Source organism: Sulfitobacter sp. M13 (assembly GCF_053474885.1).
The window spans coordinates 74,482-86,927 of sequence record NZ_CM130281.1; the positions used below are offsets into that span (position 1 = coordinate 74,482).

The following is a 12,446-nucleotide window of genomic DNA, read 5'->3' on the forward strand; positions in this document are numbered from 1 at the left end:
AACTACACACGCTCAATGATCTTCTCCCCGAACAAGCCTTGCGGACGGAACACCAGAAAGATCAGCGCCAACATGTAGGCAAACCAGTTCTCAGTCGCACCGCCAAGGAAAGGCGCACCAATCAGGAATTCGAACAGTTTCTCACCCACACCGATGATCAAGCCGCCCACGATGGCACCGGGAATAGAGGTGAACCCCCCCAGCATCAGCACCGGCAACGCCTTGAGCGCGATCAGCGAGAGCGAGAATTGAACCCCCGATTTCGTGCCCCACATGATGCCTGCCACCAGTGCGACAAAGCCCGCCAACGACCACACGAGGATCCAGATAAAGTTTAGCGACACGCCGACCGACAAAGCCGCTTGGTGGTCATCCGCCACAGCGCGCATGGCGCGGCCCTGTTTGGTGTATTGCGCAAACATCACCAGCCCGATCACCAGCAACGCGGCGATAATGCTGGCTACGATATCCAGGTTATCGATGAAGAACCCGTAGCCAAAGGCGTTAAAGGTGGTGTCGTCGATCCAGGTGTTCAAACCCTGCGGCAGGCCCACATCCATAGATTTGATGTCAGACCCCCACATCAGATCGCCCACCCCTTCAAGGAAATAGGCCAGACCGATGGTCGCCATGAACAGGATGATCGGCTCTTGCCCGACCAGATGGCGAAACACCAACCGCTGGACCGCATAAGCCAGACCGATCATCACCACCATGGTCAGCAAGATCGCAAGGAACGCCGGTACATGCCATCCGAAATGGTGAATATCCGTGCCCAGGATCGCGTTGATCAGATGGCTGAACGGCACCTGCCCGTCGATGATCCCGGCAAGGGTCAGAGCCGCGAACAGCGCCATCACACCTTGGGCATAGTTGAAAATACCCGAGGCTTTGTAGATTAGAACAAACCCCAACGCGACCAGTGCATACAGCACGCCCGCCATCAGACCGTTCAGGAACACCTCGATTGTAAAGGCCAGTTGCTCAGGCATATCAGACCCTCCTCATCGCAAAACCAGTGGCAAAATCAGTCATGGGCAACCCCCAGGTACGCGTCGATCACGTCTTGGTTGTTGCGCACCTCGCTTGGGGTGCCGTCGCCGATCTTCTTGCCGTAATCCATCACGACGACGCGGTCGCTCAGGTCCATCACAACGCCCATGTCGTGTTCGATCAGGGCAATCGTCGTGCCGAATTCATCGTTCACATCCAGAATAAAGCGGCTCATGTCCTCTTTTTCCTCGACGTTCATCCCCGCCATCGGTTCGTCCAGCAGCAGGATCGACGGCTCAGCAGCCAGCGCGCGCGCCAGTTCAACCCGCTTCTTCAAACCATAAGACAGCCGCGACACCGGCGTCTTGCGGATCGCCTGGATCTCAAGGAAGTCGATGATCTTTTCGGCCACTTCGCGGTTCGCGGTCTCTTCGCGCTCTGCCTTGCCCTTCCAGATCGACTGCCAGAACATGCCGGTCTTCATATTGGTCAAACGCCCCGTCATGACGTTGTCCAGCACCGACATCCCCTCGAACAAGGCGATGTTCTGGAACGTGCGTGCGATGCCTTGCTGCGCCACCTCGAACGGTTTCATCGACGGACGTGGGGCACCTTTGTACCAGACCTCGCCTTCTTGCGGCACATAGAACCCGCTGATCACGTTCAGCATGGATGACTTGCCCGCGCCGTTCGGGCCGATGATGGCGCGGATTTCGCCCTGACGGATATCGAAGGAGATATCCTTGATCGCCTCTACCCCACCGAACCGCAGGGTGATGTTTTTCATTTCCATCACAACAGGGCCAATCTGGCGCCCATCCGCTGTGACATAGCCGTCGGTCATATCTTTCACGCCGCAGCCCCCTTCCAAATGGTCTTAAAATCCACTGCGCAACCGCAGCGCCCGCATGATCCGTTTGATGGCATGCTCATTGCGCGGCCATCTTGCGGGTGTCTGCGAACACCTTGGCGTCGCGCACCTCAAGCGTAGCCGCGATTGACCCCTTGCGCCCGTCTTCATAGGTCACTTCGGTGACCGTGCTGACCGAAGGCGACCCGTCGTAAAGTGCGGCGATGATGTCGGCGAACTTCTCGCCGATGACTTTGCGCCGCACTTTGCGCGTGCGCGTCAACTCTCCGTCGTCGGCATCAAGCTCTTTGTGCAGCACGACAAAGCGATGCACCTGACAGCCCGACAGCATTTCATCCTCGGCGATAGAGGCGTTGACCTCTTCCACATGGCTCTGGATCGTGTCCATTACTTGGGGATGCCGCGCCAGTTCTTGGTAGGACGCATAGCCAATGTTGTTGCGCTCCGCCCAGCTTCCGACCGCTGTCAGGTCGATATTGATAAAGGCGGTGCAGGCGTCGCGCCCGTTGCCGAAAACCACGGTCTCCAGGACATTGGGAAAGAACTTGAGCTTGTTTTCCACATATTTCGGCGCAAACAGGCTTCCATCGGCCATTTTGCCCACATCCTTGGCGCGGTCGATAATGCGCAGATGGCCCGAGCTTTCCTCGATAAAGCCAGCGTCACCGGTCGCGACCCAACCTTCGGCATCCTTGGTATCGGCGGTGCTTTCGGGGTTTTTGTAATACTCGACGAAAACGCCGGGGCTGCGGTAGAACACTTCGCCATTTTCGGCGATCTTTAGCTCCACGCCGGGGCAGGTCACACCAACCGTGTCACTACGCACTTCGCCGTCCGGCTGCGCGGTGATAAACACCGTCGCCTCTGTTTGTCCGTAAAGCTGTTTCAAGTTGATCCCGAGCGAGCGATAGAAATCGAAAATCTCGGGCCCGATTGCCTCGCCCGCGGTATAGCCGACGCGCACGCGGCTGAGGCCCAGCGTGTTTTTCAGCGGGCCATAGATCATCAACTCGCCCAAGGCATATTTCGCGCGGTCCATCGCACCGACGGATTTACCATCCAGAATCGCGGGGCCAACCCTGCGCGCATGGGCCATGAATTTATCAAACAGCCACTTTTTGAACCGGCTTGCGTCCTCCATGCGGATCATCACCGATGTCAGCTGGGTTTCAAATACGCGGGGCGGGGCAAAGTAGTAGGTCGGGCCGATCTCGCGCAAATCAACATGCATCGTATCAGCCGATTCAGGGCAGTTCGTGCAAAACCCTGTCCACAGCGCCTGACCTACGGAAAAGATGAAATCCCCCACCCAAGCCATCGGCAGGTAGGCCAGAATATCGTCGGTCTGGCGCAACTTGTCGAAGACAGAGGAAGATTTGGCTGTCTCGATAATGTTGCGGTTGCTCAGCACCACGCCCTTGGGCTTGCCCGTGGTGCCTGAGGTATAAAGCATGACGCCCGTGCTGTCGTAATCCAGCTTGGCCTGACGTGCCTCAAGCTCTTTGATGTGTTTATCGCGTGCCTTGCGGCCCATGTCTTGGACGGCGCTATATTGGTCCAGCGCGGCGTGATCGTATTTGCGCAAGCCGCGTGGATCGAGATAGATCATGCGTTCGAACTGGGTCAGCTGGTCTTGAACGTCCAGCACCTTGTCGACCTGTTCCTGGTCGCCCACGACGGCAAACCGTGCGCCGCAATGGTCCAGTACATAGGCCATCTCTTCTGCGTTGGCATCCTGATACAGCGGCACCGGCACCGCGCCAACCATCTCTGCGGCCATCATGGCCCAATAGAGATAGGGGCGGTTGCGACCGATGATGGCGATAAAATCGCCTTCGTTCGCGCCAAGTTCCAGCAAGCCAAGCGCAAGCGCTTCGACCTCGTCGCGGGTCTGCGACCAGGTCCAGCTTTGCCAGATGCCATATTCTTTTTCGCGATACGCGGGTGCGTTCGCAAATTGCGTTGCATTACGATGCAGCAGCGCCGGAACCGATTGCGGTCCGTCGGCGCTCACGAGCGTGTGAGCCAAATGTCTTCCTCCCAAACCCTGCTCTTTTTCGGCAGGTCGATCGCTGGTGCGATTTTGATGTCGCACCATGATGTTGACCCGATGCTCTGCGTCAACTTTTACCTAATGATTTCTCAATCCTAACGAATTGTAACAGGCGTGATTTCACAGGTTGCGCTTGGCGGCACGGTGGCGATGGTGCAGTCTGACGCGGGGGGCGGCCGGATGCAGATTGACGATAATCAGACGAAACTCATGACGGCTGCGGGGCTGAACCTGATCGCGCAGGCACTGACAATCTATGACGCCGATTTGCGGCTGGTGCTTTGCAACGCGCCGTTCCAGCAGATGTTCAACCTGCCCACAGCGCTTGTGACACCTGGTGCCAGCTTTCAGGAAACGATCACGCTGCTGGCGCAGTCAGGGGAATACGGCGACGTGGACGATGTGGGGCCGTTTGTGGCGGAACGCGTGGAACAAGCCCGCGCGTTTGAACCGCATTATATGGAACGCACCCGCGCGAACGGGCGTACCATTTCGGTCGAAGGGTCCCCGCTGCCCCAAGGTGGATGGGTCACCGTCTATACCGATATTACCCGTACCAAACAGCATGAGGCCCTGCTGCGCGCGCGGTCGGACGCGCTGTCGGGGCAGGTGTTGGCCCACGCCGAAGAGCTGTCGGCGACCAACCGCGAACTTGCCGCCATGAACACCGCGCTGGAGGAAGCGAAACGCCAGCTGACCTTGTCAGAGGCGCGGTCCCGTCTCACGACCGAAATGATGCCAGCCCATATTGCGCATGTCGATGCAAACGCACGCTATACCTATACCAACCGGCGGCTCGCCTCTGTCATGCCGGGCCGCCGCGCTGACCTGATCGGCAACCATATCGCCGACGTTCTGGGCCAGCAGGCCTATGAATGCGTCGCCCCGTCGCTGGTCCAAGCGCTCGCTGGGAAACCGTCGGTGATCGAATTTACCGACGACCTTAGCGCCCGCCGCATCCGGGGGGCCTTTACCCCCGATACCCATGGCGGTGTCTATATCCTGTCGATGGATGTGACCGAAGAAACCCAAAACCGTGTCGCCCTGCAACAGACCCGACGGCGCGAGATCGCAGCGCAGGTGATCTCTGGGCTGGCGCATGATTTTTCCAACCTGCTGACCATCATCCTTGGCCTGCAATCACGGCTTGGGCGGCTTGACGGCCAACCGGCTGAAGCCGCCCCGTTGATCGAGGGCACCCTTGCAGCCGCGCGTCGGGGTGGCACCTTGCTCAGCTCTATTGCGGATATGACGGGGGCGCGCACGCTGCGCCCGACCGCAACACATATCCCGCGGCTGCTTGAGGATCTGTCCCTGATCGCGCGGCCTACCCTGCCCAAGGGAATGACGCTGAGCATCGACAGCCAGATGGTCGACGCGCCTGTTCTACTGGATAGCGGGCTGGTGCAGGACGGGCTGTTAAACCTGATCCTGAACGCCCGCGATGCCTGCGGGGCCGCGGGGGCCATCTCGCTTGAGGTGCGCCAGGTCCATGATACCTGGATCGAATGGGTCTTGCTCGACACCGGCCCCGGCTTTTCGCCCATGGCGCTTGAACACGGGTTCGACCCGTTTTTTACGACCAAAGGGGCCGAAGGATCGGGACTGGGGCTGCCGATGGTCTATGACATGGTGAAATCGGCGGGGGGCGACTTGCGGCTTGGCAACACCACCAAGGGCGCTCAGGTGACCATGCGCCTCCCCTATCGCCCTGCAGTTACCGCCACCACCGGGCTGGTATTGCTGGTCGAAGACGCCGATGATCTGCGCGCTCTGGTGCGGGATATGCTGATGGGCCTCGGCCATTCCGTGATCGAAGCCGCCAGCGCGGACGAAGCGACCGCGCTGCTCGCCGATCTGCCCGATATCGCGCTGATCCTGTCAGACATCCAGCTTGTCGGCGAGGCGACAGGGCTGGACCTTGCCAAACGGCTACCACCCGACGCGCCGCCACTGGTGCTGATGACCTCGCTGCCGCCCGATGACGCCCAGTTCCTAGAGGCGCAAACCCTCGCACCTGTTTTGCGCAAACCGTTCGAAGCCGCGGACCTGACCGCATTGATTGCCCCGAAAGAGATCGCCGCCCAATGACCCGCCCCCTTGTCACCATACTGGACGATGAACCCGAAATCCGCACGCTGCTGGCTGACGCGCTGGAGGAAGCGGGCTTTGACACGCTCTCGTTCGGCCGCGCCCGCGCGTTCGAGGCCGCCTTGGCGACCCACACCCCCGACGTTTGCCTTGTCGACCTGTCCCTTCCGGATTCCGACGGGCTGACGCTGGTGCACCGTCTCGCGTTGGAACAGGGCGCGATTGTTATCATCATCTCGGGCCGCGCTCAGGTGCAGGACCGCGTCACGGGGCTGGAGCTTGGGGCCGATGATTATATCATCAAACCCTTTGATCCTGCCGAAGTCGTCGCCCGTATCCGCGCCCGCCTGCGCAGCGCCAAGCCGTCGCCCCAGGCAGGCACGGTCGCGGCATTCAGCGGGTGGAAAGCGCATTTCGACCGCTATACGCTGGAGGATGATACCGGTGCCGAAATCCCGTTTTCCCATGCCGAGGGGGAGGTCCTGCGCCTATTTCTCGACGCGCCCAAACGCTTGCTGAGCCGCGCACAGATGCAATCAAGCTTGGGCGGCGTCGCCTCTGAAAGCTTTGACAGGGCGATGGATGTCCGCATCTCTCGTTTGCGCACCAAGCTGCGCGAAGACCCCAAGAACCCCCAGCTTATCAAGACGATTTATGGGGCGGGCTATATCTTTCTGGGCGACGTCACATGGAGCTGACACCCCGTTCATGTCCCATCTTTTTAGCGACCGCATGAACCTTGGTATTGCGCGCCTGCCCTGTGGCCCGTTAGTTTCCACCGATGATCGAATGTTTGCTCTACCGGACCAACGCTGCCCAACGACGGCTGTTCTACCGCGTGGAAATCGCGATGAACCTTTTCAGCGAAGTATCCGTACTGCGCGAATGGGGTGTGGCCGGCGGACAACCCAAAGCGGTCGTCCAGTGTTTCGGCAACCTGCGCGAGGCGTCAAAAATGGCCGATCGCTATCGCAACCGTGCTGAACGCCGCGGGTATCTACGCCACTGATCCCAAATGGGTGTCGACCCGGGCCGGCATCTGCCCCAACGTCTCACACGATATTGTGGTCGCGCAAAAGGTTGGGGTTGATCTGCAGGGTTACTCTGCGGGTTGGGGGACTGTCGCGGCCTCTACTTTCACGGCAGAGAATTTGAACTCGGGGATTTTCCCATAGGGGTCAACCGCCGGATTGGTCAGGATATTCGCCGCGGCTTCGACATAAGCGAAGGGCAGAAAAACCATATCGGGCGACACGGCGCGGTCTTCACGGGCCATCAGCTCGATCGACCCACGCTTTGTCGTCAGACGGATATACGCCCCCGGCTGCACCCCCAGCTTGCGCAGCGTCGACGGGTGCAGCGAACAGTTCGCCTCGGGCTCCAACCCGTCCAGCACATGGGACCGCCGTGTCATTGACCCCGTGTGCCAATGCTCCAGCTGGCGCCCTGTGGTCAGGATCATCGGATAGTCTTCGTCGGGCGCATCATCAGGTGCGATAATGCTGGCAGGCGTGAACCGTGCGCGCCCGTCTTGCCGCGGGAACCCGTCGGCAAAGACAATCGCCTGCCCCGGATCAGTGGGACTGGTCGAGGGATAGGTCACGGCCCCTTCGCTCTCTAGACGGTTCCATGTGATGTTATTCAGCGACGACATGTTCAGCTTCATCTCGGCGAAGACCTCGCTCGGGTCGGTATAGGTCCACCCCAGCCCCAGACGTTTCGCCAGTTCGACCTCTATCCACCAGTCTTCTTTAGCGTCGCCCGGCGGCGGAACGGCCGGGCGGCCCATTTGCACCTGACGGTTGGTGTTGGTCACAGTGCCGGATTTCTCGGCAAAGGCGCTGGCGGGCAGGATCACGTCGGCAAAGTTCGCGGTTTCGGTCAAAAAGATATCCTGCACCACGAGATGATCAAGCTTGGCCAGCGCATCGCGGGCATGTTCCACATCGGGGTCGGACATGGCGGGGTTCTCACCCAGAACATATAGGCTGCGGATGTCGCCATCATACACCGCGTCCATGATTTCGGTCACGGTAAGACCCTTCTGATTGCTGAAATCGCTGCTTTGCCACACATCGGTAAAGGCAGACCGCACGCCGTCGTCAGACACCGGCTGGTAATCGGGCAGGAACATCGGGATCAGCCCCGCATCAGACGCGCCCTGCACGTTGTTCTGCCCCCGCAACGGGTGTAGCCCCGCACCGGGCCGACCGATCTGCCCCGTCATCAGCGCGAGCGAGATCAGGCAGCGCGAATTATCGGTGCCGTGGATGTGCTGCGAGATGCCCATGCCCCAAAAGATCATCGCCGCATTGGCCCCCGCAAAGGTCCGCGCCACATCGCGCAGGACCTCAGGCTCAATACCGCAAATCTTGGACATTTTCTCGGGGGTAAAGGTTTTCAAGTGGGCTTTCTCGATTTCCCAGTTTTCGGTGTAAGCCTCGATATACTGTTGATCGAACAGCTTTTCCTCGACGATCACATGCATGATCGCGTTTAACATCGACACATCGGTGCCGGGGCGGAATTGCAGCATATGCGATGCATGACGTTTAAGCGCTTGCCCGCGCGGGTCCATCACGATCAGCTTGCCGCCGCGCTTGGCAAATTGCTTAAAGAACGTCGCCGCGACGGGGTGGTTCTCGGTCGGATTCGCCCCGATCACAATCGCTACATCGGCGTTTTCGATCTGGTTGAAGGTCGCGGTAACGGCCCCCGAACCGACGTTCTCCATCAGTGCTGCCACGGACGATGCATGGCAAAGCCGCGTGCAGTGGTCGACGTTGTTATGACCAAAACCCTGACGGATGATCTTTTGAAACAGGTAGGCTTCCTCGTTCGTGCATTTCGCCGACCCAAAGCCCGCCACGCCCGTGCCGCCGATCTTTTTCATGCCACCCGCGGCAAAATCCAGCGCTTCGTCCCAAGTCGCTTCGCGGAAGTGGGTTTGCCAGTTGCCGGGATCGACATTCAGCCCTTTGGGTGGTGCATCCTTGCGACGGATCAGCGGTTTGGTCAGCCGGTGCGGGTGGTGGATATAGTCGAAGCCAAAGCGCCCTTTGACGCACAGCCGCCCCTCGTTCGCGGGGCCGTTGATGCCATCGACGTATTTGATTTTGCCGTCCTTAACCTTGAGCGACACCTGACAGCCGACACCGCAGAACGGGCAGATGCTGTCGACCTCGCTGTCGAAATCCGCACTGTCGCCGACCTGATCAGCGTCCAGTACCGTCGCTTCCATCAGGGCTCCGGTGGGGCAGGCCTGCACACATTCGCCGCATGCCACACAAGAGGACGCGCCCATCGGGTCGGCCATGTCGAACACCGGATAACTGTCCTGCCCCCGACCGGCCATGCCGATCACGTCGTTGACCTGCACCTCGCGGCACGCACGCACACACAAATTGCACTGGATACAGGCATCAAGATTGACCCGCATTGCGACATGGCTGTCGTCCAGCAGCGGAATGCGCCCCTCTTCCAGCTTGGGAAAGCGGCTTGCTGTAACCCCTTCCATTTCGGCCATATCCCACAGATGGCTGGACTTATCATGTGCCACCTCACGCGCGGGCTGATCTGTAACCAGCAGCTCCATCACCATCTTGCGGGCATTTTCCGCGCGGGCATTGTTGGTGGTCACGACCATGCCGTCGCTTGGTTCACGCAGGCAAGACGCAGCCAGAACGCGCTCGCCTTCGATCTCGACCATACAGGCGCGGCAGTTCCCGTCAGGGCGATACCCCGGCTCTGGCGTAAAGCACAGATGCGGGATTTTCAGCCCGCGACCATTGGCGATTTCCCAAATGGTCAGCCCGGCATCGGCCTCGACCGTTTCGCCGTCGAGCGTGAATTTAACCTTGTTCGCCATGTGGAAACCTCCTGTACCGCCCCACAGTATAGGCAGGGCACCTCCACGTCGGCAGTCATAATCCCGACACCCTGCCCCGTTTTTGCGCCACCGGCGTTTCCGATATGCGGCGCGGGGGGCCTGCGGCAAAAAATCCCTGCGCAAGGTGCGGGCAGCCTTTCAACCCGCGCAAGGCTTGCCTATCAATGGCGCAACAGAAAAAGGCGCGCCATGTCCCACATTACTCTTATCCGCCACGGTCAGGCAAATTCACAAGCCAAAGACGAAATCAGTTATGACAAGCTCAGCCCGCTTGGTCATGAACAGGCCGCGTGGCTGGGCGATCACCTGCGGCAGTCGGAAACGCATCATACGCGGCTTTATACCGGCACGCTGCGGCGCCATAAAGAAACCGCCGAAGGCATGAACACCGGGCTTGAACCGGTCCGCGATGCACGGCTGAACGAGCTTGAGTATTTCACGCTTGCCACCATGATGGAGCAACAGCACGGCATCCCCTTTCCGACCGAGCAGGGCGGCTTTACCAAACACCTCCCGTTGGTGTTCGAGACGTGGAAAAGCGACCAGCTTGAAAACCCGCCCGAAAGCTACGCCAACTTCGAAAGCCGCATCAAATCCGTGCTCCAGGAAATCTCGGACGGGGACGGTCCCGCGCTGGTGGTGACGTCGGGGGGGCTGATTTCTATGGTGATGGCGCAGGCGATGGGGCTGGGTATTCCGGCCATGTCGCGCATTGCGCTGGCGATCATGCACACGTCAATGCACCGGTTGTTCCCCATCGGCGGCCATTGGTCACCGGTGTTGTTCAACGCGGTGCCCCATCTGGACACGCCTGCACGCCGCGTCGCGCAGACCCATATTTGAAAGGTAAAATGATGCTTTCGCTTTATTACACGCCCGGAACCATCTCTGTTGCGGTGGCGATCGCCCTCGAAGAAGCGGGCCTGCCCTATCGCGCGGTGCGCGTTGATTTCGCCACGGCAGAGCAGACAAAACCCGACTATCTGGCAATCAACCCCAAGGGCCGCGTCCCCGCGCTGCGCCTTGAGGATGATACGATCCTGACAGAAACGGGTGCCTTGCTTGATTATGTCGCCGCCATCGCCCCCAAGGCAGGGCTGTCCCCGTCGGACGCGACCGCAGCGGCACAGATGCGCAGTGCGATGTATTACCTCGCCTCGACCATGCATGTCGCACACGCCCACAAAATGCGCGGATCGCGGTGGGCCAAGCACCAGTCAAGCTTTGACGATATGACCGCTCAGGTGCCCGAGACCATGGCCGCCTGCGCCGAATTTGTCGAAAATGATATCCTGCGCGGACCGTATGTATTGGGCTACGCTTTCAGCCTCGCCGATCCGTATCTGTTCGTCGTGTGCAACTGGCTTGCGGGGGACGGCGTAGAGACGGCGGCCTTCCCCAAGATCACCGAGTTCATGCAGCAGATGACCGCCCGCGACAGTGTCGTCGCGGTAAAAGACAAAGGCATGCTATGACCGCGCCACATCTCTGGGTCCGTGCCGAACAGCGCGACAATGAAACCCGCGTGGGCATTACGCCCAAAGGGGTTTCGACGCTGATGGAACAGGGTTTCCGCGTCACGGTCGAAGCGTCGGATACCCGCGTCATCGCAACCGACGCCTACAAGGCCACAGGCTGCGCCATCGCGCCCCAGAACAGCTGGCCTGATGCCCCCGCTGATGCGATCATCTTTGGCCTGAAAGAGCTGCCCGAAAACGGCACGCCACTGGTCCATCGACACATCATGTTCGGGCACGCCTATAAAGGGCAATCGGCAGGGCGCATCCTGCTGCAACGCTTCAAGGCTGGCGGCGGCATGTTGCTGGATTTGGAATATCTAACAGATAATTCCAGTCGCCGTGTCGCCGCCTTTGGGTATTGGGCAGGGTTTGCGGGTGCTGCGGTGGCCGTCAAATGCTGGGCAGCCCAAACTCGCAACAAGGTCGTCGCCGCGATCACGCCTTATCCAGACGCCGACGCGCTGACCCGCGACCTTGCGGCACAGATTGACGGGCTCGAGGTGCCGGACGCTTTGGTCATCGGCGCGCTTGGTCGGGTCGGCAGCGGTGCGACGGATTTATGCGCGCGCCTTGGCATCAAAGTAACCGGTTGGGACGTGAAGGAAACTGCTCACGGCGGCCCCTTCCCGGAAATCTTGCAGCACGTGCTGTTTTTCAACTGCATTCTGGCGGGGCCTCAAACGCCGGTTTTTGTGCCCAAAAGCGCGCTCGATAGCTCACGGGCGCTGCGGGTGATCGGGGATATCGCCTGCGACCCCGATAGCGATTTCAACCCTGTGCCGGTCTATGACCGCGCGACAACATGGCAAGAGCCTGCCTTGCGCGTCCACAATACCCCGCCACTGGACGTCACCGCGATTGATAACCTGCCATCGATGCTGCCGCTGGAAAGCTCTGAAGACTACGCCGCGCAGCTGCTGCCCACGCTGTCCGCGCTGGCCGATGATGATGCCCCTGTCTGGCAGCGTGCACGCGCAGTTTTCGCCACGCAGAGCGCAAAGCTGTAATGCCTTGCGGTTGGGCAGGTCA

The 12,446-nt window shown here is 59.9% G+C and carries 10 protein-coding genes; 6 read left to right on the top strand and 4 right to left on the bottom strand.

Annotation, left to right across the window (positions count from 1 at the left end; all coding sequences use genetic code 11):
* Nucleotides 1-2: 2 nt before the first annotated feature.
* The 3 genes from ACVBAU_RS00335 to ACVBAU_RS00345 all read right to left on the bottom strand — a co-directional run bounded on the left by ACVBAU_RS00335 (nucleotide 3) and on the right by ACVBAU_RS00345 (nucleotide 3,893).
* On the bottom strand, nucleotides 3-992 hold the full coding sequence (locus ACVBAU_RS00335; protein WP_005850184.1) for a branched-chain amino acid ABC transporter permease: 990 nt from the start codon (nucleotides 990-992) through the stop codon (nucleotides 3-5).
* 35 nt (nucleotides 993-1,027) lie between these two features.
* Nucleotides 1,028-1,837, bottom strand: a complete 810-nt coding sequence (locus ACVBAU_RS00340; protein WP_254700581.1) for an ABC transporter ATP-binding protein — start codon at nucleotides 1,835-1,837, stop codon at nucleotides 1,028-1,030.
* 85 nt (nucleotides 1,838-1,922) lie between these two features.
* Nucleotides 1,923-3,893, bottom strand: coding sequence for an AMP-binding protein (locus tag ACVBAU_RS00345; RefSeq protein WP_448327228.1), 1,971 nt, complete (start codon nucleotides 3,891-3,893; stop codon nucleotides 1,923-1,925).
* Between the two features lie 204 nt (nucleotides 3,894-4,097).
* Here ACVBAU_RS00345 and ACVBAU_RS00350 point away from each other — a divergent pair, with 204 nt between their 5' ends.
* The 3 genes from ACVBAU_RS00350 (at nucleotide 4,098) to ACVBAU_RS00360 (ending at nucleotide 7,017) form a co-directional block, all read left to right on the top strand.
* Nucleotides 4,098-6,008 (top strand): PAS-domain containing protein, encoded by a 1,911-nt coding sequence (locus ACVBAU_RS00350; RefSeq protein ID WP_448328861.1) that lies wholly within the window; start codon nucleotides 4,098-4,100, stop codon nucleotides 6,006-6,008.
* Complete coding sequence (locus tag ACVBAU_RS00355; protein WP_138924906.1) at nucleotides 6,005-6,706, top strand: response regulator transcription factor; 702 nt, start codon at nucleotides 6,005-6,007, stop codon at nucleotides 6,704-6,706. The genes ACVBAU_RS00350 and ACVBAU_RS00355 overlap by 4 nt, the downstream gene beginning before the upstream one ends.
* Before the next feature lie 83 nt (nucleotides 6,707-6,789).
* Nucleotides 6,790-7,017, top strand: a complete 228-nt coding sequence (locus ACVBAU_RS00360; protein WP_448327229.1) for a WGR domain-containing protein — start codon at nucleotides 6,790-6,792, stop codon at nucleotides 7,015-7,017.
* A gap of 90 nt (nucleotides 7,018-7,107) precedes the next feature.
* Here the strand turns inward: ACVBAU_RS00360 and fdhF are convergent, their stop codons facing one another.
* The gene (gene fdhF / locus ACVBAU_RS00365) at nucleotides 7,108-9,876 is read right to left on the bottom strand and encodes a formate dehydrogenase subunit alpha (RefSeq protein ID WP_335744554.1); all 2,769 of its coding nucleotides are present in this window, start codon (nucleotides 9,874-9,876) and stop codon (nucleotides 7,108-7,110) included.
* Nucleotides 9,877-10,086: 210 nt separating this feature from the next.
* Here fdhF and ACVBAU_RS00370 point away from each other — a divergent pair, with 210 nt between their 5' ends.
* From ACVBAU_RS00370 to ACVBAU_RS00380, 3 genes are read left to right on the top strand one after another with little or no spacing between them, the layout of a single operon-like run.
* Nucleotides 10,087-10,740, top strand: coding sequence for a histidine phosphatase family protein (locus ACVBAU_RS00370; RefSeq protein WP_138924903.1), 654 nt, complete (start codon nucleotides 10,087-10,089; stop codon nucleotides 10,738-10,740).
* Between the two features lie 11 nt (nucleotides 10,741-10,751).
* Nucleotides 10,752-11,372, top strand: coding sequence for a glutathione S-transferase family protein (locus ACVBAU_RS00375; RefSeq protein ID WP_448327232.1), 621 nt, complete (start codon nucleotides 10,752-10,754; stop codon nucleotides 11,370-11,372).
* Nucleotides 11,369-12,424, top strand: a complete 1,056-nt coding sequence (locus ACVBAU_RS00380) for a saccharopine dehydrogenase (RefSeq protein WP_448327233.1) — start codon at nucleotides 11,369-11,371, stop codon at nucleotides 12,422-12,424. The genes ACVBAU_RS00375 and ACVBAU_RS00380 overlap by 4 nt, the downstream gene beginning before the upstream one ends.
* Nucleotides 12,425-12,446: the final 22 nt, after the last annotated feature.

What these genes read in the sequence shown, in the direction of transcription:
- ACVBAU_RS00335 (WP_005850184.1), bottom strand. Translation starts at nt 992, where the DNA reads ATGCCTGAGCAACTGGCCTTTACAATCGAGGTGTTCCTGAACGGTCTG.
- ACVBAU_RS00340 (WP_254700581.1), bottom strand. Translation starts at nt 1,837, where the DNA reads ATGACCGACGGCTATGTCACAGCGGATGGGCGCCAGATTGGCCCTGTT.
- ACVBAU_RS00350 (WP_448328861.1), top strand. Translation starts at nt 4,098, where the DNA reads ATGCAGATTGACGATAATCAGACGAAACTCATGACGGCTGCGGGGCTG.
- ACVBAU_RS00355 (WP_138924906.1), top strand. Translation starts at nt 6,005, where the DNA reads ATGACCCGCCCCCTTGTCACCATACTGGACGATGAACCCGAAATCCGC.
- ACVBAU_RS00360 (WP_448327229.1), top strand. Translation starts at nt 6,790, where the DNA reads ATGATCGAATGTTTGCTCTACCGGACCAACGCTGCCCAACGACGGCTG.
- fdhF (WP_335744554.1), bottom strand. Translation starts at nt 9,876, where the DNA reads ATGGCGAACAAGGTTAAATTCACGCTCGACGGCGAAACGGTCGAGGCC.
- ACVBAU_RS00370 (WP_138924903.1), top strand. Translation starts at nt 10,087, where the DNA reads ATGTCCCACATTACTCTTATCCGCCACGGTCAGGCAAATTCACAAGCC.
- ACVBAU_RS00375 (WP_448327232.1), top strand. Translation starts at nt 10,752, where the DNA reads ATGCTTTCGCTTTATTACACGCCCGGAACCATCTCTGTTGCGGTGGCG.
- ACVBAU_RS00380 (WP_448327233.1), top strand. Translation starts at nt 11,369, where the DNA reads ATGACCGCGCCACATCTCTGGGTCCGTGCCGAACAGCGCGACAATGAA.